The sequence below is a fragment of the Burkholderia cenocepacia genome, from assembly GCF_900446215.1.
GTDB lineage: Bacteria > Pseudomonadota > Gammaproteobacteria > Burkholderiales > Burkholderiaceae > Burkholderia > Burkholderia cenocepacia.
In genome coordinates, this window is the sequence record NZ_UAQZ01000013.1 from 460417 (window position 1) to 481911 (window position 21495).

20 protein-coding genes are annotated in these 21495 nt (G+C 69.9%); 15 read left to right on the forward strand and 5 right to left on the reverse strand.

Features of this window, described 5'->3' with window-relative positions:
- Window positions 1–33 precede the first annotated feature (33 nt).
- Together DTA15_RS24600 and DTA15_RS38665 are read right to left on the reverse strand one after the other, a co-directional pair.
- Complete coding sequence (locus DTA15_RS24600; protein ID WP_006491052.1) at window positions 34–585, reverse strand: DUF3005 domain-containing protein; 552 nt, start codon at window positions 583–585, stop codon at window positions 34–36.
- Window positions 586–779: 194 nt separating this feature from the next.
- On the reverse strand, window positions 780–1043 hold the full coding sequence (locus DTA15_RS38665) for a hypothetical protein (protein WP_049017396.1): 264 nt from the start codon (window positions 1041–1043) through the stop codon (window positions 780–782).
- Window positions 1044–1273: 230 nt separating this feature from the next.
- Here DTA15_RS38665 and DTA15_RS24615 point away from each other — a divergent pair, with 230 nt between their 5' ends.
- The 3 genes from DTA15_RS24615 to DTA15_RS24625 all read left to right on the forward strand — a co-directional run bounded on the left by DTA15_RS24615 (window position 1274) and on the right by DTA15_RS24625 (window position 4822).
- A complete protein-coding gene (locus tag DTA15_RS24615) occupies window positions 1274–2824 on the forward strand; it encodes an NCS1 family nucleobase:cation symporter-1 (RefSeq protein WP_021033461.1) in 1551 nt (516 codons plus the stop codon).
- Between the two features lie 23 nt (window positions 2825–2847).
- Window positions 2848–3576, forward strand: a complete 729-nt coding sequence (locus DTA15_RS24620) for an aspartate/glutamate racemase family protein (protein WP_006488622.1) — start codon at window positions 2848–2850, stop codon at window positions 3574–3576.
- Window positions 3577–3637: 61 nt separating this feature from the next.
- Window positions 3638–4822: a LysR family transcriptional regulator gene (locus DTA15_RS24625; RefSeq protein ID WP_006488618.1), complete on the forward strand. Its 1185-nt coding sequence runs from the start codon at window positions 3638–3640 to the stop codon at window positions 4820–4822.
- Between the two features lie 234 nt (window positions 4823–5056).
- On the opposite strand, the gene DTA15_RS24630 is transcribed toward DTA15_RS24625, so the two are convergent.
- Window positions 5057–6628, reverse strand: coding sequence for an MFS transporter (locus DTA15_RS24630; protein ID WP_006491361.1), 1572 nt, complete (start codon window positions 6626–6628; stop codon window positions 5057–5059).
- A 100-nt stretch (window positions 6629–6728) separates the two neighbouring features.
- Here DTA15_RS24630 and DTA15_RS24635 point away from each other — a divergent pair, with 100 nt between their 5' ends.
- Window positions 6729–7607 carry a LysR family transcriptional regulator gene (locus tag DTA15_RS24635; RefSeq protein ID WP_006491360.1) on the forward strand — a complete coding sequence of 293 codons (879 nt, stop codon included), beginning with the start codon at window positions 6729–6731 and terminating at the stop codon, window positions 7605–7607.
- 172 nt (window positions 7608–7779) lie between these two features.
- Window positions 7780–8766 carry an ABC transporter substrate-binding protein gene (locus DTA15_RS24640; protein ID WP_034195660.1) on the forward strand — a complete coding sequence of 329 codons (987 nt, stop codon included), beginning with the start codon at window positions 7780–7782 and terminating at the stop codon, window positions 8764–8766.
- Window positions 8767–8788: 22 nt separating this feature from the next.
- Here the strand turns inward: DTA15_RS24640 and DTA15_RS24645 are convergent, their stop codons facing one another.
- Entirely contained in the window at window positions 8789–9163 is a 375-nt protein-coding gene (locus tag DTA15_RS24645) for a phage protein NinX family protein (RefSeq protein WP_006486180.1), read from the reverse strand.
- Window positions 9164–9477: 314 nt separating this feature from the next.
- Here DTA15_RS24645 and DTA15_RS24650 point away from each other — a divergent pair, with 314 nt between their 5' ends.
- From DTA15_RS24650 to DTA15_RS24685, 8 genes are all read left to right on the forward strand, one after another.
- Complete coding sequence (locus DTA15_RS24650) at window positions 9478–10575, forward strand: glycosyltransferase family 2 protein (RefSeq protein ID WP_012493244.1); 1098 nt, start codon at window positions 9478–9480, stop codon at window positions 10573–10575.
- 6 nt (window positions 10576–10581) lie between these two features.
- Window positions 10582–11829: a glycosyltransferase family 87 protein gene (locus DTA15_RS24655; RefSeq protein WP_006486178.1), complete on the forward strand. Its 1248-nt coding sequence runs from the start codon at window positions 10582–10584 to the stop codon at window positions 11827–11829.
- Between the two features lie 104 nt (window positions 11830–11933).
- Entirely contained in the window at window positions 11934–13001 is a 1068-nt protein-coding gene (locus tag DTA15_RS24660) for an ABC transporter substrate-binding protein (protein ID WP_006486187.1), read from the forward strand.
- 14 nt (window positions 13002–13015) lie between these two features.
- The gene (locus DTA15_RS24665) at window positions 13016–13858 is read left to right on the forward strand and encodes an ABC transporter permease (RefSeq protein WP_006486186.1); all 843 of its coding nucleotides are present in this window, start codon (window positions 13016–13018) and stop codon (window positions 13856–13858) included.
- A 35-nt stretch (window positions 13859–13893) separates the two neighbouring features.
- On the forward strand, window positions 13894–14709 hold the full coding sequence (locus DTA15_RS24670; RefSeq protein ID WP_006486184.1) for an ABC transporter permease: 816 nt from the start codon (window positions 13894–13896) through the stop codon (window positions 14707–14709).
- Between the two features lie 39 nt (window positions 14710–14748).
- On the forward strand, window positions 14749–15594 hold the full coding sequence (locus DTA15_RS24675; RefSeq protein WP_006486181.1) for an ABC transporter ATP-binding protein: 846 nt from the start codon (window positions 14749–14751) through the stop codon (window positions 15592–15594).
- 149 nt (window positions 15595–15743) lie between these two features.
- Entirely contained in the window at window positions 15744–16697 is a 954-nt protein-coding gene (locus DTA15_RS24680) for a TauD/TfdA dioxygenase family protein (protein WP_006486182.1), read from the forward strand.
- 148 nt (window positions 16698–16845) lie between these two features.
- The gene (locus tag DTA15_RS24685) at window positions 16846–17793 is read left to right on the forward strand and encodes a TauD/TfdA dioxygenase family protein (RefSeq protein ID WP_006486174.1); all 948 of its coding nucleotides are present in this window, start codon (window positions 16846–16848) and stop codon (window positions 17791–17793) included.
- Window positions 17794–17838: 45 nt separating this feature from the next.
- On the opposite strand, the gene DTA15_RS24690 is transcribed toward DTA15_RS24685, so the two are convergent.
- Window positions 17839–19500, reverse strand: coding sequence for an ABC transporter substrate-binding protein (locus tag DTA15_RS24690; protein WP_006486177.1), 1662 nt, complete (start codon window positions 19498–19500; stop codon window positions 17839–17841).
- Window positions 19501–19878: 378 nt separating this feature from the next.
- On the opposite strand from DTA15_RS24690, the gene DTA15_RS24700 reads away from it, so the two are divergent.
- Entirely contained in the window at window positions 19879–20286 is a 408-nt protein-coding gene (locus DTA15_RS24700; RefSeq protein ID WP_006486183.1) for a DUF427 domain-containing protein, read from the forward strand.
- A 213-nt stretch (window positions 20287–20499) separates the two neighbouring features.
- Window positions 20500–21492 (forward strand): sulfonate ABC transporter substrate-binding protein, encoded by a 993-nt coding sequence (locus DTA15_RS24705; protein WP_012493243.1) that lies wholly within the window; start codon window positions 20500–20502, stop codon window positions 21490–21492.
- Window positions 21493–21495 lie beyond the last annotated feature (3 nt).

A 21495-nucleotide genomic window follows, 5' to 3' on the forward strand; every position in this document is an offset into this window, starting at 1 on the left:
CTCGCATCGGCCGCCGCGTGTCGGTCAGCGGTATCAGTCGTCGGACCGTTCGAGGCAGATCACGTGCTCGGCGCGTGTGCCGTCGCCGTGCTCGATATCGACGTCGCCGACATGGCGCACACGCCAGCCCGGCCGCGTCGCGATCTGCGGCATGTTGCCGGACGGCCGGCTCTCGATCCCGCCGAGCCCTTCGTCGGGCGTGTCGACCGCCTCGTCGAGCGACGCGTTCGAATAGATCACGTTGTCCTGCAGCTCCGACGCGCCGGTGCGCGCCTCCATGCCCTTGCCGTCGACGTCGACCGTGTTGTCGGTCATCGCCATGTTCGCGTTGTCGAGCGTGACGATCCGGCCGGCGGCCCGGCGCACCGGATCGCCGCTGTCGACCGCATGCGCGTCGACGTCGATCGCCGGCAGGCCGGTCGGCATCTTCCCGGCAACCGCTTCAGGCGTCAGCGGACGCCGCGCCACCTGCGCGGCCTGGGTCGCCGCGTCGGGCATGTCGCCGGCCGCCGGTGTCTTCACCGGGCTTTTCTCGATCTGTTCCCGCTGCTTTTCCGGGGTAGGGTTCGATTCCGCGTTCTGCATCGCACCTCCTTGCCCGGCCGGCGGACGCCGGCGTCACGCCGTCGCCTCCGGGCCGGAAATCGCTACAACGGTCCTTGCAAATCTTTCATGCGCACGGCCGCGCACGCACGCCGTCCGGCGCGCGTGCCCGCCGGCACCGCACCCGCGCGGCGGACGACGCGCCGCCGCGCCGCCCGCCCGACTACCGGCGCGCGTCAGCCGCCGCTCGCGCCGGCCGGCGCGGAGGCCGCGCCCGGCATGCTCGCGCCGGCGTCGCCGGGGGTGCCGGCCGCCCCGCTGCTCGGCGTGCCCGATGGCGCGGTGGACGGCGCGACCGACATGCCGCTGGCTGCGCCCGAGTCGGAACTGGTCGCGCCGTTGTCGCCCTTCTTCTGGCAGCCTGCGCCTGCCGCGAGGCCCGCGATCAGGATGCCGGCGAAGACGGCTCGCGATACGTGACGAAGTGAATATCGCTGCATGACACCTCCGCTGATGTCGATGTGGATGGAACCCGCTGACTCGCAATTTGCGTGCCGTTCCCCGCCGCCGCGGCCGCCCGCGTTCCATTCGTTTTCCAAATGACGTCCAGCCGAATATTTAATTTCCCATCGTCCGGCCCGCCGCCCATACTCGCGAACAAATCCGAGACATAACGTCCACGGCGGCCGACCGCGCTGCGTACCCACGCGGCCGGTGTCGCGCCCCGCACATGGAAGGAGACAACGGCGTGCAACTGGAAGCCATCCACCGCACGGGCCTCGGGCTCGGCGCGGACGACGCATCGCATCGAACCGACACGGCCGCGCGCGATCCCGCGCTGAGCCCGCGGCTGCATAACCCCGATCTCGCGCCGACCCGGGCCGAGGGCCGGACATGGGGCCGCTACAGCATCTTTGCGCTGTGGACCAACGACGTGCACAACATCGCGAACTACTCGTTCGCGATCGGGCTGTTCGCGCTCGGCCTGTCGGGCTGGCAGATGCTCGCGTCGCTCGCGATCGGCGCGGTGCTCGTGTACTGCTTCATGAACCTGACCGGCTACATGGGCCAGAAGACCGGCGTGCCGTTCCCGGTGATCAGCCGGATGAGCTTCGGCATCTACGGCGCGCTGCTGCCCGCGATGATCCGCGCGGTGATCGCGATCGCATGGTTCGGCATCCAGACCTATCTCGCATCCGTCGTGCTGCGCGTGCTGCTCACCGCGATCTGGCCGGGCCTCGCCGCGTTCGACCAGAATGCGATCTTCGGGCTGTCGACGCTCGGCTGGATCACGTTCGTCGCGATCTGGCTGGTGCAGATCGGCATCCTCACGTACGGGATGGAAATGGTCCGCAAGTACGAGGGGCTCGCCGGCCCGGTGATCCTCGTCACGACGCTGTCGCTCGCCGCGTGGATGTTCAGCCGCACCGGCGGCCAGCTCGCGATGTCGATCGGCAAGCCGATGACCGGCCTGAAAATGTGGACAGAAATCTTCGCGGGCGGCTCGCTGTGGCTCGCGATCTACGGCACGCTGGTGCTCAACTTCTGCGACTTCGCCCGTTCGTCGCCGAGCGCGAAGACGGTGCGCGTCGGCAACTTCTGGGGCCTGCCGGTCAACATCCTCGTGTTCGCGACGATCAGCTTCGTGCTCGCCGGCGCGCAGTTCAAGCTGAACGGCCACATCATCCACAGCCCGACGGAAATCATCGCGACGGTGCCGAACAAGCTGTTCCTCGTGCTCGGCTGCCTCGCCTTCCTGATCGTGACGGTGGCCGTGAACATCATGGCGAACTTCGTCGCGCCGGCCTTCGTGCTGACGAGCCTCGCGCCGCACCGCCTGTCGTTCCGCCGCGCGGGCCTGATCAGCGCGACGATCGCCGTGCTGATCCTGCCGTGGAACCTGTACAACAGCCCGATCGTGATCGTCTATTTCCTGTCCGGCCTCGGTGCGCTGCTCGGCCCGCTGTACGGAATCATCACGGTCGACTACTGGCTGGTGCGCAAGCAGCGCGTGAACGTGCCCGATCTCTACACCGAAGCGCCGACCGGCGCCTACTTCTACACGCGCGGCGTGAACCGCAAGGCGCTCGCGGCGCTCGTGCCGTCCGCGCTGATCTCGATCACGCTCGCCGTCGTACCGGCCTTCAGTGCGATGACGCCGTTCTCGTGGCTGCTCGGCGCCGCGATCGCGGGCAGCGTGTACTGGCTGCTGGCCGATCGCACACGGCACTACGAAGAACGTTCGGGCGAGCACATCGCGGTCGCCTGCGCGCAACACTGATACACACGCATACGGAGTCAGCAATGAGGATCCTGGTAGTCAACGTCAACACGACCGAGTCGATCACCGATGCGATCGCCGCGCAGGCGCAGGCCGCCGCGTCGCCCGGCACGGAGATCGTCGGGCTGACGCCGCGCTTCGGCGCGGAGTCGATCGAAGGCAACTTCGAGAGCTACCTCGCGGCGATCGCCGTGATGGATCGCGTGTTGAGCTACGACGAGCCGTACGACGCGGTGATCCAGGCCGGCTACGGCGAGCACGGCCGCGAAGGGCTGCAGGAACTGCTGACGGTGCCCGTCGTCGACATCACCGAAGCGGCCGCGAGCGTCGCGATGCTGCTCGGCCATCGCTACTCGGTCGTCACGACGCTCGACCGCACGGTGCCGCTGATCGAGGATCGCCTGAAGCTCGCCGGGCTCGATGCGCGCTGCGCGTCGGTGCGCGCGAGCGGCCTCGCGGTGCTCGAACTCGAGGCGCACCCGGCTCGCGCGATCGAATCGATCGTCGGCCAGGCGCAACGCGCGGTGAAGGACGATCACGCGGAAGTGATCTGCCTCGGCTGCGGCGGGATGGCCGGCCTCGACCGGCAGATCGAGGAATGCACGGGCGTGCCGGTGGTCGATGGCGTGTCGGCCGCGGTCGCGCTCGCCGAGTCGCTGGTGCGCCTGAAGCTGAAGACGTCGAAGGTCCGCACGTATGCGCCGCCGCGCCCGAAGCGGATCGTCGGCTGGCCCGGAACCTTCGCAAAATGACGGGCCGCCGGCCGGTGGCCGCATCGTGCGGCCGCCTCGTATCGCCGGGAGGCCGATCGGCATGCCGGACCCGCTAGACCCGACCGCGCTGCGCCGTAGCGCGTCCGACGCCACGGGCGCGCTCGACATGCTCGATGCACGGCTGATGCGCATCCTGCTCGTGCTGCTGACCGAGCGCACCGTGTCGCGCGCGGCCGTGCGCCTGAACATGTCGCAGCCGGCGACGAGCGCCGCGCTCAAGCGCCTGCGCACGCTGCTCGGCGATCCGCTGCTGGTGCGCAGCCGCTACGGGATGGTGCCGACCGAGTTCGGCGCGCGCTTGATCGAGCCGCTGCGCAACGCGCTGCGCGTGATCGACTTCATCCGCATCCAGCAGCCGACGTTCGACGCGCGCACGTCGGTGCGCACCTACCGGATCGGCTGCCCCGACTACCTGAACGTGCTGTTCGTGCCGAAACTCGTCGCGCTGTTTCGCGAGCGCGCGCCGAACGCGCAACTGGTGTTTCATCCGCTCGGCGACGGGTTCGACGACGAGCGCGCGCTGGCCGACGGCGAACTCGACGTCGTGATCGACAACCGGCCCGCACGCCAGTCGCGCTTCCGGCAGGACGACCTGTTCGACGACCGCGTCGTGTGCCTGATGCGCGCGACGCATCCGCTCGCGCGATGCGGCGCGATGACGGCCGCCGGATTCGCGGCGGCGCCGCAGCTGTGCCCGACGCCGTCGTGGCTCGAAGCGTCGGGCGCGATCGACCGGCAGCTCGAACGCGTGGGCCTGCAGCGGCGCATCGTCGTCACGCTGCCGCACTTCGAACTGGCCGCGCACGCACTGGTGCGCGCCGACCTGATCCTCACCACCACGTACCGGCTCGCGCGGCACTACGCGAAGCTGCTGCCGCTCGCCGCGGTCGCGCTGCCGGCCGAGCCGCCGGATATCGTGTACCGGATGACGTGGAACGAATCGGGGCCGTGCGCGGAAGGCGTTCGCTGGCTGCGCGGGCTGATCGCCGAGGCGACGCGCGCATGGCTTGACGCCGAGGCGAGGCTGCCTGCGGTCGCGGCGGTCGCCGCCGTATCCGCTTCCGGGCCCGATGCGGACACCGCGAAAACCGCGCCGGCCGCCGCCGAGCCGCCCGAACCCAGCCGGCGCACGCGCCGCAGACCGGCCCCGCATTGTCATGCGTCGCATCCGGCGCGCGTCGCGCACGCGGCACGCATCCACCGCACCGCGACGAAGTTGCACTGACCGGCACCGCACCCGGGCCGGCATGATCCGCTCGGCGGCCGCATGTCAGACCGGTCCTGTTCACCCGCGCCGTGCCGAATCGTCGGGATGACGCGTCGAACCCGTGTCGGTGGACGTCGCATCGCGAACGCCGGTGGCCACTCGATCGAATCACCGGCAGCGACACGATCGCCCCGAACGTCGACAAACAGCAGGATCGTGCGCGACGTTGCGCATGCTTCACATCGTTTCACATCACGTGCCTTCGCGCATCGGTTGCGTCAGCAACTTGTATGCAACGACGGCCGCAACCAGCGCCAGCACGCCGCTCACCGTGAGCGCATCGGCGAACCCGCTCGCGAACGCGACGGGCGCCGCCCGCGCGAGGGTGCCGGCAGCGGCCGGCGGCACGCGGCCGAGCGCCTGCGCCAGATCGCCGGCCAGCAGGCTCGACATGAACGGCTCATCGGCGAATACGCGCAGGCCAGGTGTCGCGGACAGCAGGCGGTCGAGCCGCGCATGCGTGCTCGCCGCCAGCACCGCGCCGAGGACGCCGACGGCCGTGACGATCGCCGAGAAGCGCGTCGTCGTGCTGATGCCCGACGCCATGCCGGTGCGATGCGGCGGCACGCACGCCATGATCGCCTTCTGCGTGTCGCCGTTCATGATGCCCGCGCCGCACCCCGTCACGAACATGCCGAGCGCGACGAGCCGGTAGTCGCCACTGGCCGTCAGCGCCGCGGTCGCGAGGTTGCCGGCGCCGATCAGCGCGAGCCCGCCCGCCAGCACGCCGCCGGACGACACGCGCGCGGCCAGCGCCGCGCCGAGCGACGGACCGGCGATCATCGCGAACGCGAACGGCAGCATCCCGAGCCCCGCGTCGATCGCCGACATCCCGAACGCGTTTTGCAGGTACAGCGGCAGGAACGTCATCATCACCTGCGCGCACGCCGCGTAACCGAACATCGCGAGCACGGCGCCGACGAAGCGCGGCTGGCCAAACAGCGCGAGATCGATCATCGGCCGCGCTTGCCAGCGCTCCGCTCCGACGAACGCCGCCAGCAGCGCGGCCGCGAGCGCGAGCCGGCCAAGCGTCGCGCCCGACAGCCAGCCGTGCGACGGCGCACCGATCAGCGCGCCGATCGCCCAGGCGAGCGCCGCGCCGAACAGCAGGCTGCCGGCCGCATCCACGCGCTTCGCATGCGGATCGTTCGATTCGTCGATCGCGACGCGCGCACCGGCCGCCAGCAGCAGGCAGACGGGCAGGTTCAGCAGGAACACCCAGCGCCACCCGATCCATTGCGTGATCGCGCCGCCGACGAGCGGCGCGATGGCCGTCACGATTCCCATGCACATGCCCCAGATCGCCCACGCACGGGCCCGTTCGCGGCCGTCCGGGAAACGGTTCGCGATCACTGCGAGCGCCGCGGTCAGCAGCAGCGCGGCGCCGCCGCCCTTCACCGCACGCGCGGCGATCAGCCAGCCGGCCGACGGCGCGATGCCGCAGCCGAGCGACGCGACAAGGAACAGCGCGAGCCCCGTGAAGAGCATCCGCTTGCGTCCGAAGCGGTCGGCGAGCCCGCCGGCCGGCAGCAGACACGCGGCGAACGCGGTCATGTACGCGCTCACGACCCATTCGATATCGGCGAAGCTCGCATGAAAGCTGCGCGCGATGCTCGGCAGCGAGACGGCCACCACGTTGGTGTCGAGCACGATCAGCGAGCAGGTCGCGGATGCGACGGCGAGCGTCGCGGCGGCAGGCAGGCGGGTGCCCGTGCGCGGGACGGCAGCCGCGCTCGTGCGCGACGCCGGTGAAGACTGGGACATCCGGCACTCCGGAACAGGATGAGCGAGCCGTATGCTAGGCTTGTCCCGTATTGCCTGTCATTGACACTTCAATGCTGTTTTATTGACGAAAATTGCAACCATGGACCGGCTCGAATTCCGTCACGTGCGGGCGTTCCTGAGCGTCGCGCAACATCTGCATTTCGCGCGCGCGGCGGAGGCGCTCGACATGGCGCCGCCCGCGCTCACGCGGCAGATCCAGGAAGCCGAGCGGGTGCTCGGCGTGCGGCTGTTTCACCGGTCGCGCCGGGCGGTCACGCTGAGCGCCGCCGGCGAGGCCTATCTCGCGGAAGCGCGCGCCGCGGTCGAGCATCTGCAACGCGGCCGCGAACTCGCCGCGCTGGCCGAACGCGGCGAACTCGGCCGGATCGAGATCGGCTATGTGTCGTCGGCCGTGTATTCGGGCACGCTGCAGCGCACCGTCGGCGCATTTCGCACCGCTCACCCGCGCATCGAGCTGAACCTGCGCGAAGTGCCGATGGACGACGTCGCGAACCAGCTCGACGCCGGCCGGCTCGACCTCGCGTACGTGCGCCCGCCGCTCGCGCTGCCCGGCGGCCTGCGGATCGTCACGCTGCAGCGCGACGTGTTCGTCGCGGCCGTGCCCGCCGATTCGCGCTACGCGGCGATGGCCGCCGTGCGCGCGGCGGACCTCGCCGACGCGCGCTTCGCGGTGCCCGAACAGGCGCTCGGCACGCTTGAAGTCGCGCGCCGCGGCCGCTTCGCGCCGGTCGTCGCCGCGCGGCCGGGCGGCCTGCTCGCGGTGCTCGCGTGCGTGTCGGTGAACGGCTGGGTCGCGGTGATTCCCGACGCGCTCGCCGGTTGCGTGTCGCTGCCGGGCGTCGTGTACCGGCCGATCGCCGGCAAGCCGATCATGTCGGAACTCGCGCTCGCGCACCGGCGGTTCGAAAAGGCGCCTGCGGTGCGGGCATTCCTGCGCACGATGCCGCCGGCCGCGTAAAGCGCCCGCGCAAGCGTCCCGGGCGTCCGGGCGTCGGGTCGACGCCGGCCGCACCGGCGCCCGCCGCGCGAATATGCATTTCACGATTCGATGTTTGTCGGCCGGAAACCGATTCCGTAACCTGCCCGGCAGCCGCGCGGCCCGCGCGCGGATCACCGAGGACACACCGCCGATGCCCCACGCTTCCGCCCCAGCGCGCCGCCGCGCGCTGCAGCGCCTTGCCGCCCTCGCCGCCGCGCCGTTCGCGGGCGGCCTTGCCCTGCCCGCCCGCGCGGCCGGCGCCGATCTGTCGGGCGTCACGCTCGTCCTCGGCGACCAGGCCGGCGGCCTGCGCGCGCTCGCCGAAGCGGCGCGCGTGCTCGACGGCACGCCGTACCGGTTCCGCTGGGCCAACTTCCAGGGCGCCGCGCCGCTGTTCGAAGCGCAGCGCGCGGGCGCGATCGATCTCGCGCCGGCCGGCGACCTGCCGGTCCTGACGGCCGCGCTCGGCGATCCGTCGTTGCGGATCGTCGCGACGCGCGTCGGTTCGCCGGCGTCGCTCGGCATCGTCGTGCAGCCCGACTCGCCGGTTCGCGCCGTGGCCGACCTGAAAGGGCAAACCGTGGTCGTATCATCGGCGCGCGGCAGCATCTCGCAATACCAGCTGTACGGCGCGCTGCGCGAACACGGGCTCGCGCCGCGCGACGTCGACGTGCGCTTCGTGCTGCCGGTCGACGCGTTCGCCGCGTTCGAGGCGAAGCGGATCGGCATCTGGGCCACGTTCGATCCGTACTACGGGCATGCGGTGCGCCGCGGCGCGCGCATCGTCCGCGACGGCAGCGGCATCAATTCGGGGCTCGCGTTCCTGACGTCGCCGGTCGAGACACTCGACGATCGCGGCAAGCGCGCGGCGCTTGCGGACGTGCTCGCGCGGCTCGCCCGCGCGGGCCAGTGGGCGCTCGCGCACCCGGCCGACTACGCGAGCGTCTATGCGTCGCTCACGCGCCTGCCGCCCGATGCGGCCACCGACATCGCGCGCCGGGCCGCGCTCGCGCAGCGCAGCCTCAGCGGCGCCGACATCGACGTGTTGCAGCACGTCGCCGATCGCGCGGCGGCGGACGCGATCCTGCCGCGCCGTGTCGACGTTGCATCGATCGCCATCCGGCAGGTGTCCGCGTGAGCGATGCGGCGCGAGGATGCGCTCAGCGCGGCCGCGCCATATCGAGATCCGGCACGTCGTCGCCGAACGTCGACGCGACGAGCGTGCGCATTGCGGCGATCAGCAGCGTCGGCCCCGACTGGTTGAACGTGCAGCGCTCGCCCGCGGCCGGCACCGCGCGGTGCAGCACGGCACGCCACGCACCTCGCCCGCCGTCGCGCTCGAACCCGGCAAACGGCAGCCGCTCGACGATCGGACCGCCGTCCGCCCAGGACGATGACGGCGCGAACGGTGTCGGGACGCCGCCCGGTTCGCGGATCGACGTGCAGCCGGACGCGTCGGCACGCGGCACCTCGTGGCCTTCCGCGGTCGCGACCCAGTAATCCAGCGCCGCACCGGTCAGATCCTGGACTTGCATAGCCCTCTCCGTCGCCGTCGTTCCAGTCGACATGCTAACCGTTGCGCACGCACGCGCGGTCCGGACGGCGCCTCGGCGCCTCGGCGCCCCGGCGAGCCGCTGCATCGCGAAATCCCGCCCCCGAACAAACCCGCGCACGCTGTCACCTGTGTGACATTCCTGCGTAGAATGATCTGACGGCTTGCCGCCCGGCCCGCGGCACGCCATCGAGCCCATCACAAACACAAACGCGCGCCGATCCGGACCCGTTTCCGCACGTTCGGCGACAACAGGACCAGACAATGCGGCGCAGACCGGATCTCACGGGGGGACGTATGTCCAGGCACACCCTGAAGCCGTTGGTATCGCTCGTCGTGCCGTTTCACGACGAAGCAGAAGCGATCGATGCGTTCTTCGCGACCACCGTTCCGATACTGGAAGCGATCGGCACCGCGCGCTTCGAGATCGTTTGCGTGAACGACGGCAGCCGCGACGGCACGCTGGACAAGCTGATCGACATCGCGGTCGCCGATTCGCGCGTGCGCATCGTCGACCTCACGCGGCGCTTCGGCAAGGAGGCCGCGCTGACCGCCGGCATCGACGAAGCGGCCGGCGCCGCCGTGATCCTGATCGACGCCGACCTGCAGGACCCACCCGCGCTGATCCCCGCGATGCTCGAACGCTGGCACGCCGGCGCCGAGGTCGTCGCCGCGAAGCGCACCGACCGCAGGTGCGACCCGCTGATGCAGCGCGTGGCCGCCGCGCTCTATTACCGCGTGCATAACCAGCTGTCCGAAGTCGAGATGCCGGAGAACGTCGGCGATTTCCGGCTGATGGACCGTCAGGTCGTCGACGCGCTGCGCGCGCTGCCCGAGCGCCGACGCTTCATGAAAGGCCTGTTCGCGTGGGTCGGCTACCGGACCGAGATCATCGAATACACGCGCGCCGCACGCAGCGGCGGTCACTCGAAATTCTCCGGGTGGCGACGCTGGAACTTCGCGCTCGAGGGCATCACGAGCTTCAGCACCGTGCCGTTGCGCGTGTGGACCTACATCGGCCTCGCGTTCGCCGTGCTGTCGTTCGTCTACGGCGCGTACATCGTGATGCGCACGCTGCTGTTCGGCAATCCGGTGCACGGCTACGCGTCGCTGATCTCGGTCATGCTGTTCGTCGGCGGCATCCAGTTGATCGGCATCGGCGTGATCGGCGAATACCTGGGCCGCATCTATCATGAATCGAAGCAGCGCCCGGTCTACCTCGTCCGGCGCCGCTACCGGGCCGATGCGCAGGCCGGCCTGCAGCCCGCACGGCACGCCGGGGCCCCGGACGGCTCGAAGCTGCTGCAGTTTCCGGTCCGGCGCATCGCGACGGCCCGGCGCCGGCAGACGGTCGTGGCTGGCGCGCAGGCGCCGCGCAATCTGTCGGTCAAGTAGCGCCGCATGGATATTTCCGGCTCGTCGATACGGCGCGACGAACGCCCTGTCCGCGTCTGGCTCACCCCCGGACGCATCGCGCTTTACAGCGCGGTCATGCTGGTGATCGGCGTGCTGCTGGGGTCGATCCTGCTCTGGATCGGCTTTCATTCGACCGATTCGGACACGTTCCGCCCCGGCTCGGGGTATATGGTGTTCTGGTCCGCGTCCCATCTGATGCTCCACGGCTCGCCGTGGCAGGCGTACGACGTCCCCGCGTTCTCGCGCGCGCTCGCCGGACTGTTCCCGTCGGCGGGCCGCCATGTGTTCCTGCCGTGGCTGTACCCGCCGTCGTATCTGCTCGCGGTGACACCGCTCGCGCTGCTGCCCTACGCGATCAGCTATCCGCTGTTCGTCGTGCTCGGCATCGTGCTGCTCGGCCTCGCGGTGTGGCGCGTGTCGGGGTTCGGCGCCGTACCCGGCGCGACGCGCATCGGCTGGCTCGCGCTGCTCGCCTGCCCGGGCGTGCTCGTCACCGCGATGTACGGACAGAACGCGATGCTGACCGCGGCATGTGCGGCGCTCGCCGTGTATTTCGTCGACCGGCGGCCGATGCTGGCCGGCCTCTGTATCGGGCTCCTGTCGGTCAAGCCGCAACTGGCCATGCTGTTGCCGTTCGTGCTGATTGCCGCGCGCGCGTGGCGCGCGTTCGCGTGGGCCGCGGCCTGGGCGACCGCCATCACCGCGCTGGGGATCGCGGCGGGCGGCATCGAACCGCTCCGCCTGTTTCTGCAGAATGCCGGGGCGCTGCGTTCGCTGATCATCGAACATGGCGTGCCGTTCTGGTTTGCGTCGCCGACGCCGTTCGCGGCGTTTCGGCTCGCCGGCCTGCCGCCGGCCCTCGCGTTCGCGGGACAAGCCGCCATCGCGGCAATCGCGCTCGCGGCAGCGTGCTGCGTCTGGCGCCGCAGCCGGGACGCGCGGTTGCGCGGTGCGGTACTCGTCGTCGCGACGCTGGCCGCCAATCCGTATGTCTGGCACTACGAACTGTCGTGGCTGTGCGTCCCGATCGCGTGCATGATCGCCATCGGCTCGCAGTACGGCTGGCGGCGCGGCGAGCAATCCATCGTCGCCGTCATGTGGGCGCTGCCGCTGTACGAGTTTCTGAATCCGTGGATGAAGCTGCCGCAGATGGGGCCCGCCGTCATATCGATCGCGCTGCTCGTGCTGCTGCGGCGCGCAGGCTCCCTGCCGCGATCCCCCGCGCGGCGATAAGCATAGTTCAAATCGTTGCTTGTCCGGCCCCGGGGCGTCACCGAGAATGACCCGACGGGCTGCGGCCCGGCCTCGTTCCCCAACGTCCCGGATCCATCGATTCCATGCTTCCACTGCGCCTGCTGCGATCGCTGCTGATCGCGTCCCTCGTTGCATTGCCGGCCGCCGCCGCGCACGCCGACAAGCCCACCACCCTGCGTATCGGCGTTGCCCAGCAAGGCGCCGGCGATCCCCCCACCTTCGGCGGATCGAGCGCCGCCACCGTGCAGTTGCAACAGCTCGTCGAGAAGGAATTCGCCGCCGACGGCATCAAGGTGCAATGGCTGTTCTTCAAGGGCGCGGGCCCGGCCGTCAACGAGGCGATCGCCAACAAGGCGCTCGACTTCGCGTACCAGGGCGACCTGCCCGCCGTGCTCGCGCGCTCGAACGGGATCAAGACGCGCCTGCTGCTCGCCGCGAGCGTGCGCTCGGGCATCAAGATCGCGGTGCCGCCCGACTCGACGATCCGCTCGATCAAGGACCTGAAGGACCGCCGCGTGTCGATCTTCCGCGGCACCAACCTGCAGCTCGTCGCCGATAACGCGCTCGCGAAGAACGGCCTCGGCGAACGTGACCTGCGCGTGATCAACCTCGACGCCGCCAGTTCGCTCGCCGCGCTCGCGTCGAAAGGCATCGACGCGTCGGTGGGCGACTACGCGCTATACAAGCTGCGCGACGCGGGCCTCGCGAAGATCATCTACGAATCGCAGAACGACGGCCCGCAGCTGACGCGCCAGACCCACCTGCTCGTGCTCGACGATTTCGACCGCGCGCATCCGGACATCGTGCAGCGCGTCGTCACCGCGTTCGTGAAGGGTGCGCAATGGTCGTCCGACGAGGCGAACCGCGATGCGCTGTTCAAGCTGTGGGCAAAAAGCGGCGTGCCGTATTCGTCGTGGCAGGACGACTACGCGAACCAGCGCCTGAAGGACCGCCTGTCCCCTCTGATCGACCCGTTCGTCATCGCGCGCTACAAGGCCGTCGCGCAGGATGCGCTGAACCTGAAGCTGATCCGCCAGCCGGTCGACGTCGACGGCTGGTTCGAGCCGAAATATCTCGACAATGCCTTGCGCACGCTGAAGCTCGAACACTACTGGCAACGTTACGACGCGGCCGGCAAGCCCCTCTCCTGACCCGGACCGCCCCGATGAGCGACACCGCGTTTCCCGTCCCGCCGTCCGAATCGCCCGCGCTCGCCGTGCCGCCGCGCCGCGCGGCGGCGCTGCGACGACTCGCGTGGCAGCTCGCACCGTGGGCGCTGCCCGCGCTGCTGTTCGCGCTGTGGAGCGTCGGCAGCGCGCGCGGCTGGATCGCGCCGCAGATCCTGCCGCCGCCCGAACGCGTGGTCGACACGCTGGCCGACCTCGCATCGAACGGCGATCTCGTGCGCCACACGCTGATCAGCCTGCAGCGCGTGCTCGTCGGCTTCGCGGCCGGCACGCTGCTCGGCGTGTCGCTCGGCGTCGCGCTCGGACTGTCGCGCACGCTGGAAGCCTACGTGCTGCCGAGCTTCAACGCGCTCGTGCAGATTCCGGTGCTCGGCTGGCTGCCGTTCCTGCTGCTGCTCGTCGGCGTCGGCGAACCGCTGAAATACCTGCTGATCGCGCATGCGGCGCTCGTCCCCGTCACGCTGAGCACGTTGCAGGGGTTTCGCCAGACGCCGCCCGCGCTCGACGAAGTCGCGCGCGGGTTCGGCTACACGCGCCGGCAACGCATCCTCCACGTCGTGCTGCCGGCCGCGATTCCGACGCTCGCGACCGGCGTGCGGCTCGCGTTCACGAAATCGTGGCTCGCGCTCGTCGTGGTCGAACTCGTCGCGTCGTCCGAAGGGCTCGGCTACCTGATCGTGTACGGGCGGCAACTGTTCCAGCTCGATCTCGTGATGGCGGCCGTGGTCGTGGTCGGCGCGGTCGGCCTGCTGATCAACCGGGCGCTCGACGCACTCGAAGCGCGCCTGCGCCGCGGCGTGCCGTCCGCGTTTCGCGGTTGAACCGGTCCGCCCGACCAATCGAAGGAGAGTCGCCCGTGCCCCACGCCGCCACGCCGTCAACGACACCGCCCGCCACGCCCGCCCGCCGCCTGCATGCACCCGACTGGCGCGGCTTCGTCCTGCCGCTCGCCGCATTGGCGTGCTGGTGGGCCGTCGCTTCCGCCCATCTCGTGAAAAGCGGCCTGCTCGTCGGCCCCGCCGACGTGCTGCACACCGCGTGGGCGCAGGCCGCGAGCGGCGCGCTCGGCCGTGCATTGTCGGCATCGCTTGCGCGCGAGGCGTGCGGGTTCGCGATCGGCGCGACGGGCGGGCTGTTGCTCGGCGCCGCGCTCGGGCTGTCGCGCATCGCCGCGCGAATGGTCGGCCCGAGCTTCGACACGTTCAAGCAGATCTCGCTGTTCGCGTGGATTCCGCTGATTTCGGTGTGGTTCGGGCTCGGCGACGTCGCGAAGGTCGTGTTCCTGTCGCTCGCCGCGCTGCTGCCCGTCGCCGCCCATACCTGCGACGGCATTCACGCAGTGCCGCGCGCGTATGTCGATGTCGCTCGCGCACTGCGCTACTCGCGGCTCCAGCTGATCCGCCACGTGATCCTGCCGGCCGCGCTGCCGTCGATCTTCACCGGCCTGTATCTCGGCCTGATCTATTCGTGGCTCGCGACGCTCGGCGCCGAGTACCTGCTCGTCGCCGGCAGCGGGATCGGCAACACGCTGATCGACGGCAGCGAGCAGTTCCGGATGGATCTCGTGCTGTTCGGGATCATCGTCGTCGGCGTGACCGGCTGGGCGCTGAACGCGACCGCGCGCGCGCTCGAACGCAAGGTGCTGGCCCGGCGCGGCGACCTGCCCCGTTGAGCGTCCTTTTTCTTCCTGTCGCCTCTTCCCCGGACCGCCATGACGACCCTCGCCTCCGATTCGCTCGACATCCTCCATGTCAGCAAGCACTACACGCAGCGCGGCACGACGCTCGCCGTGCTCGACGACGTGTCGCTGCACGTGCGCGCCGGCGAATTCGTCACGATCGTCGGCGCCAGCGGCTGCGGCAAGTCGACGCTGCTGCGGCTCGTCGCCGGGCTCGACACCGATTACACCGGCGAAATCCACGCCGGCGGCGAGCGCGTGCGCGACACGTCGCTGCAGCGCGGCATCGTGTTCCAGGATCACCGGCTGTTCCCGTGGCTGACCGTCGAACAGAACATCGGCGCCGCGCTGCGCAACGCGCCGCTGGACGCCGCCGCGAAACGGCGCGCGGTCGCGGAGCACATCGCGCTCGTCGGGCTGAACGGCTTCGAGCACGCGTTTCCGAACCAGTTGTCGGGCGGGATGGCGCAGCGCGTCGCGATCGCGCGCGGCCTCGTGAACCGGCCGCGCGTGCTGCTGCTCGACGAGCCGTTCGGCGCGCTCGACGCGCAGACGCGCGCGAAGATGCAGAACGAACTGCTGCGCATCTGGGAACAGGAGCGCATCACGATGATGCTGGTCACGCACGACGTCGACGAAGCGGTCTATCTCGGCGACCGCGTCGTCACGATGGCGCCGCGTCCGGGCCGCATCGCGCGCATCGTCGACGTCGCGCTGCCGCGCCCGCGCCGGCGCGATTCATTGGAATTCGCGCGATTGCGCGACACCGTGCTCGCCGATTTCGACGACGGCGAGCCGCCGGGCGACGACGCGTCGGACGGCACGCGCATCGACGCGGCGCGCCCGCACCGGATCGGCGAATGGCGGCTCGCGTGGTAGCGACGCGACGCGCGCGCCTTGTTCAGCAGGACGACACATATCGTTCATCGCAGCGCACACGCTAAGGTTGTGACGATTCATCGGTTCCGGTTCCGCGCGGTCCCTGCTTGAATGGAGATTCGACCGACCCCGACTCCAGGAGACTCCCGATGTCCGAAGTCCAGCACGCCGCTCCGTCGTTTTCGCCCGCTTCGCATGCCGCGCCGCGCCCGGCCGCCGTCCCGCTCCAGCTTCGCCAGGTCGCCGGCCGGATCGGCGCCGAAATCGCCGACGTGCGGCTGTCGGCCACGCTCGACGATGCGACGTTCGACGCGATCCAGGCCGCGCTGCTGCGCCACAAGGTGCTGTTCTTCCGTGGCCAGCACCATCTCGACGACACCGCGCAGGAAGCATTCGCCCGCCGCTTCGGCGACACGGTCGCGCACCCGACCGTGCCGTCCGTCGACGGCAGCGCGGCCCTGCTCGAACTCGATTCCGCGCACGGCGCACGCGCCAATTCGTGGCACACCGACGTGACCTTCGTCGACGCGTACCCGAAGATCTCGATCCTGCGCGCGGTCGTGATTCCGCCATTCGGCGGCGATACCGTCTGGGCCAACACGGCCGCCGCGTACGCGCATCTGCCCGACCCGCTGCGTGCGCTCGCCGACACGCTGTGGGCGCTGCATACGAACGCCTACGACTATGCGTCGACACACGTGCATGCCGACGATGCGCAACTGAAGCGCTACCGCGAAGTGTTCACGTCGACCGTCTACGAAACCGAGCACCCGGTCGTGCGCGTGCATCCGGAAACCGGCGAGCGCACGCTCGTGCTCGGCCACTTCGTGCAGCGACTCAAGGGGCTGTCGGCGCAGGATTCCGCGCATCTGCTGCAGGTGTTCCACGAGCACGTGACGCGCCTCGAAAACACCGTGCGCTGGAACTGGCGGGAAGGCGACGTCGCGATCTGGGACAACCGCGCAACCCAGCACTACGCGATCAACGACTACGGTGATGCGCGCCGCGTCGTGCGCCGCGCGACCGTTCACGGCGACGTGCCGGTCGGCATCGACGGCCGCCGGAGCGTCCTGCTGAAGGGGCCGGGTGCCACGCTGCAATAACGTCCACGTCCCGCGGCGGCGCCCTTTCCCGCGCCGCCGCGCCATTTCCCTGGAGGACACCCGCGATGAACCGCACACCACCTGACCGACGCCTGCACGCGCAACGATGTCGTCCGTCTCTCCCGTTCACAACCGCCAGGAGCGTCGCATGAGCGCCCTACTCGAACCCGCCGCCCAGCCGGTCGACGTGATCCCGCTGTCCGCCCATATCGGCGCGGAAATCCGCGGCGTCGATCTCACGCAACCGTTGACCACGCCGCAGATCGCGGCGATCCGCGCCGCGCTGCTGAAATGGCGCGTCGTCTTCTTCCGTGAACAATTCCTCACGCACGAGCAGCATGTCGCGTTCTCCGCGCAGTTCGGCGAGCCGACGGTCGGCCACCCGGTGTTCGGGCACGTCGACGGCCATCCGGCCGTCTATTCGATCGCGAAGCATCGCAAGGCGACACGTTTCGAAGGCGAACCGGTGCGCCGGCCCTGGACCGGCTGGCACACCGACGTGACGGCCGCCGTGAACCCGCCGTGGGCGTCGATCCTGCGCGGCGTGACGATCCCGCCGTACGGCGGCGACACGCACTGGACCAACCTCGTGCGCGCGTACGAAACGCTGTCCGCGCCGCTGCGCGGCTTCGTCGATACCCTGCGCGGCATCCATCGCTTCACGCCGCCGCCCGGCGCGCGCGCGACCGGCGCATTCGACGACGCCGTCGAGCGCCGCCCGCTCGTGACCGAGCATCCGCTCGTGCGCGTGCATCCGGAAACCGGCGAACGCGCGCTGTACGTGAGCCCGAGCTTCCTGAAATCGATCGTCGGGCTGACGCCGCGCGAGAGCCAGGCGCTGCTCGAACTGCTGTGGGAGCACGTGACGCGGCCGGAATTCACGATCCGCTTCAAATGGGAGCCGCGCAGCATCGCGTTCTGGGACAACCGTGCGACCGCCCATCTCGCGCCCGTCGACATCTTCGATCTCGACTTCGATCGCCAGCTGTATCGCACGACACTGATCGGCGACGTGCCGGTCGGCCCCGACGGCCGGCCGTCGGTCGCGCTCGAAGGCACGCCGGTCGAAACCGCGGCCGCCGTCGCACTCAACTGACGCGGCGAACGCCGGCGCGTACGAACGCGCCGGCCCCCACTTCCGTCAATCGAGCCACACGCCGTCGAACCGGTGCCCGCCGAGCGGCGAGAACGTCAGCCCGTGTACGCGCTTGGAGATCGGCAGCGACACGATCGACGTCGCGATCGGCGTGAACGGCACCTGGTCCTTGAACACCACCTGCGCCTGCTCGTACAGCGCCGTGCGTTTCGCGACATCCGCGTTCGAACGCGCCGCCGTCACGAGCTGCTCGAAGTCCTTGTTGCACCACTTCGCGAGATTGCTGCCGTGCACCGCGTCGCAGCCGAGCAGCGTGCCGAGCCAGTTGTCGGGGTCGCCGTTGTCGCCCGACCAGCCGTACAGGATCGCGTCGTGCTGACCGTCGTGCTTCGCGCGGCGGTTGTACTCGCCCCATTCGTAGCTGACGATCTTCGCGCGCACGCCGATCTTCGCCCAGTCCTGCTGGATCAGTTGCGCCATCAGTTGCGCATTCGGGTTGTACGGGCGCTGCACGGGCATCGCCCACAGCGTCAGGTCGAAGCCGTTCGGAAAGCCGGCCTGCGCGAGCAGCGCCTTCGCGGCGCCCGGATCGCGCGGCGCGTCCTTCAGGCGCGGGTTGTACGACCATTGCGCGGGCGGCATCGGGTTCGTCGCGACCGTCGCGTCGCCGTTGAACACGGTCTTGATGATCGCCGTCTTGTCGATCGCGATGTCGAGCGCGCGCCGCACGTCGACGCGATCGAGCGGCGGATGCTGCGTGTTGTACGCGACGAACCCGACGTTGAAGCCCGTCCCCGAAAACAGCGTCAGCCTCGGGTCGCGCCGCACCGTCTCGAGATCGGCCGGCCGCGGAAACACCGACACCTGGCATTCGCCGGCCACGAGCTTCTGCAAGCGCGCGGCGGGATCGGGCGTGATCGCGAACACGAGGCGCGCGAGCTTCACGTCGTCCGGTTTCCAGTAGTCGGGATTCGCGTCGTAGCGGATCAGCGCATCCTTCTGGTACGTGCGCAGCAGGAACGGCCCCGTGCCGACCGGGAACTGGTTGATGTCGGACTCGCGATGACGCGCGGCGAGCTGCCCCGCATATTCGGCCGACAGCACCGACGCGAACGCCATCGCGAGATTGCGCACGAACACGACGTCGGGCGACTTCAGCACGAAGCGCACCGTATAGTCGTCGACCTTCTCGATGCGCTCGATGTTGCGGTCGAAGCCGAGATCGCTGAAATACGGGAAGCTGACCGGATAGGCCTTGCGGAACGGATCGTCCGGGTCGAGCATCCGGCGGAACGTGAACACGACGTCGTCGGCCTGGAACGGTCGCGTCGGCGTGAACCACGCGGTGGTCTGGAACTTCACGCCGCGCCGCAAATGAAACGTGATCGTGCGCTGGTCGGGCGACACGTCCCAGCTCGTCGCCAGCGACGGCACGAGGTCGAGCGTGCCGCGCTTGAACTGCACGAGCCCGTTGTAGATCGTGTACGTGCTCGCATCGAAATCGGTGCTCGTCGTGTGCTGGCCGGGATCGAAGCCGGCCGGGCTGCCTTCGGAGCAGTACACGAGCGTCTTGCCGGCGGGTGCGGCGAGCGCGTGCGTCGCGGCGCCGGCCAGCAGCAACGACGCGGCGACGCCGCGAAGCACGGCGCCGGCATGCGGTACGCCGCGCGTACGGCGCGCGGCTGACGAAACGAAAGGATTCTTCATGGTGGCGGATGGAAGCAAGGGCTGTCATGCGAATGACGACCGCCGATCTTCGCGCGCCTCCCGCCGATCGCTTACCAATTAATTCCGCGTTGCTTATCGTCGCCGATGCATCCCGCTGCCGCTGCATCGAAAAGTCCATGCGAGCGGCGCATCCATGCCGAACACGGCCGCGGGCCGCCCGGGCACGCGCATCGAAACTGTCGAAACCGTCGCGACCATTCGCGCGCCACCGCATGGCCTTCCGGCCCCCTGCAGGTTCTCCGGAATGGGTGCATCGTATCGGTTGGCCGACGCCGACACCCGCGCGCGGGAATCCGCCCCGCGCGCACGTGCCGGCACGGCGCGTCCGTGCGCGCCGCCCTTTCTGGAGGAACCACGATGCCGCTCAGCCCCGATACGCCCTCTCGTCCGGTGAAATCGCCGGGCCCCGATCATCCGATCCTGATCGAACCGCACTCGTCCCGCGTGATCGTGAAGGTGGCCGACAAGGTCGTCGCCGATACGCGCCACGCGCTGGTGCTGCGCGAGGCCAGCTATCCGGCGGTGCTGTACATTCCGCGCGAGGATGCCGACATGTCGCTGCTGCAACGTACCGACCACGCGACGTACTGCCCGTACAAGGGCGATTGCGCGTACTACTCGATCCCCGCCGGCGGCGAACGCTCGATCAATGCCGTGTGGACGTACGAGCATCCGAATCCGGCCGTCGAATCGATTCGCGGGCACCTCGCGTTCTACCCGGATCGCGTCGATTCGATCGAGGAACGCCTGCTCGTCAGCGAGTGAAGACGGTCGCGCCCGGCTCCACTGCGGGCCGGTATCGTGCGCCCGCTGATTTGCATATCAGCATTCGTTGGTTGGCCGCGGGCCCGCGCGGCCGTATCGTCCTGAATCCGGCGCGGGCCGGCCCGTTGCGTGCGTCGCCCGCATCCGGCCCGGTCCTGCGCCGGCCGCGCCGCCCCCGCGCGCGGTCCGTGAACCCGCACGCAGGACATTCCGATGAACGACACCCCGCACGCAGACCTTGAAACGAATCCGGCGAACCCGCGCCGCCGCCAGTGGCTGCACGGCGCGGCCGCCGGGCTGGCCGGGCTCGCGCTCGGCCCGCTCGCGGCCGTGCCCGCGCGGGCCGAGGCCAGCGGCACGCGGCTGCGCATCGGCTTCCAGAAATACGGCAACTTCGTCGTGCTCAAGGCACGCGGCACGCTCGAGAAGCGTCTCGCGAACCAGGGCGTCACCGTGCAATGGCTCGAATTCCCGGCCGGCCCGCAACTGCTCGAAGGGCTGAACGCCGGCGCGATCGACGTCGGCACGGTCGGCGAAACCCCGCCGATCTTCGCGCAGGCCGCCGGCGTCGATTTCGTCTACATCGGCAACGAGCCGCCCGCGCCGCAGGGCGAGGCGATCGTCGTGCTGCCCGATTCGCCGATCCGCACCGTCGCGCAACTGCGCGGCAAGAAGGTCGCGTTCAACAAGGGCTCGAACGTCCACTACCTGCTGGTGAAGGCGCTCGAGCATGCGGGCCTCGCGTACGCCGACATCCAGCCCATCTATCTGACGCCGGCCGACGCGCGCGCCGCGTTCGTGCAGCGCAGCGTCGATGCGTGGGTGATCTGGGATCCGTATCTGGCCGCCGCCGAACGGCAGCTCGGCGCGCGCGTGGTCGCGAACGGCGACGCTCTCGTGCGCAACACGCAGTACTACCTCGCGGCGCGCAAGTACGCGGCCGCGCATCCGCAGGTGCTGCGCGCGCTGCTCGACGAAGTCGACGCGGTCGATCGCTGGGCGCGCGATCACGTGCCCGAGGTGGCCGCGCAACTGTCGCCGCTCGTCGGCCTCGACGCACCGACGCTCGAAGTCGCGCTCAAGCGCGCCGGCTACGGCGTGCAGCCGATCACGGACGCGACGGTCGCGTACCAGCAGAACATCGCCGACGCGTTCAGCACGCTGAAGCTGATCCCGGGCAAGCTGTCGGTGGCAAGCGCACGCTGACGC

What these genes read in the sequence shown, in the direction of transcription:
- DTA15_RS24620 (WP_006488622.1), top strand. Translation starts at nt 2,848, where the DNA reads ATGAGGATCCTGGTAGTCAACGTCAACACGACCGAGTCGATCACCGAT.
- DTA15_RS24635 (WP_006491360.1), top strand. Translation starts at nt 6,729, where the DNA reads ATGGACCGGCTCGAATTCCGTCACGTGCGGGCGTTCCTGAGCGTCGCG.
- DTA15_RS24625 (WP_006488618.1), top strand. Translation starts at nt 3,638, where the DNA reads ATGCCGGACCCGCTAGACCCGACCGCGCTGCGCCGTAGCGCGTCCGAC.
- DTA15_RS24615 (WP_021033461.1), top strand. Translation starts at nt 1,274, where the DNA reads ATGGAAGGAGACAACGGCGTGCAACTGGAAGCCATCCACCGCACGGGC.
- DTA15_RS24680 (WP_006486182.1), top strand. Translation starts at nt 15,744, where the DNA reads ATGTCCGAAGTCCAGCACGCCGCTCCGTCGTTTTCGCCCGCTTCGCAT.
- DTA15_RS24705 (WP_012493243.1), top strand. Translation starts at nt 20,500, where the DNA reads ATGAACGACACCCCGCACGCAGACCTTGAAACGAATCCGGCGAACCCG.
- DTA15_RS24675 (WP_006486181.1), top strand. Translation starts at nt 14,749, where the DNA reads ATGACGACCCTCGCCTCCGATTCGCTCGACATCCTCCATGTCAGCAAG.
- DTA15_RS24655 (WP_006486178.1), top strand. Translation starts at nt 10,582, where the DNA reads ATGGATATTTCCGGCTCGTCGATACGGCGCGACGAACGCCCTGTCCGC.
- DTA15_RS24700 (WP_006486183.1), top strand. Translation starts at nt 19,879, where the DNA reads ATGCCGCTCAGCCCCGATACGCCCTCTCGTCCGGTGAAATCGCCGGGC.
- DTA15_RS24600 (WP_006491052.1), bottom strand. Translation starts at nt 585, where the DNA reads ATGCAGAACGCGGAATCGAACCCTACCCCGGAAAAGCAGCGGGAACAG.
- DTA15_RS24640 (WP_034195660.1), top strand. Translation starts at nt 7,780, where the DNA reads ATGCCCCACGCTTCCGCCCCAGCGCGCCGCCGCGCGCTGCAGCGCCTT.
- DTA15_RS24645 (WP_006486180.1), bottom strand. Translation starts at nt 9,163, where the DNA reads ATGCAAGTCCAGGATCTGACCGGTGCGGCGCTGGATTACTGGGTCGCG.
- DTA15_RS24690 (WP_006486177.1), bottom strand. Translation starts at nt 19,500, where the DNA reads ATGAAGAATCCTTTCGTTTCGTCAGCCGCGCGCCGTACGCGCGGCGTA.
- DTA15_RS24630 (WP_006491361.1), bottom strand. Translation starts at nt 6,628, where the DNA reads ATGTCCCAGTCTTCACCGGCGTCGCGCACGAGCGCGGCTGCCGTCCCG.
- DTA15_RS24660 (WP_006486187.1), top strand. Translation starts at nt 11,934, where the DNA reads ATGCTTCCACTGCGCCTGCTGCGATCGCTGCTGATCGCGTCCCTCGTT.
- DTA15_RS24685 (WP_006486174.1), top strand. Translation starts at nt 16,846, where the DNA reads ATGAGCGCCCTACTCGAACCCGCCGCCCAGCCGGTCGACGTGATCCCG.
- DTA15_RS38665 (WP_049017396.1), bottom strand. Translation starts at nt 1,043, where the DNA reads ATGCAGCGATATTCACTTCGTCACGTATCGCGAGCCGTCTTCGCCGGC.
- DTA15_RS24665 (WP_006486186.1), top strand. Translation starts at nt 13,016, where the DNA reads ATGAGCGACACCGCGTTTCCCGTCCCGCCGTCCGAATCGCCCGCGCTC.
- DTA15_RS24650 (WP_012493244.1), top strand. Translation starts at nt 9,478, where the DNA reads ATGTCCAGGCACACCCTGAAGCCGTTGGTATCGCTCGTCGTGCCGTTT.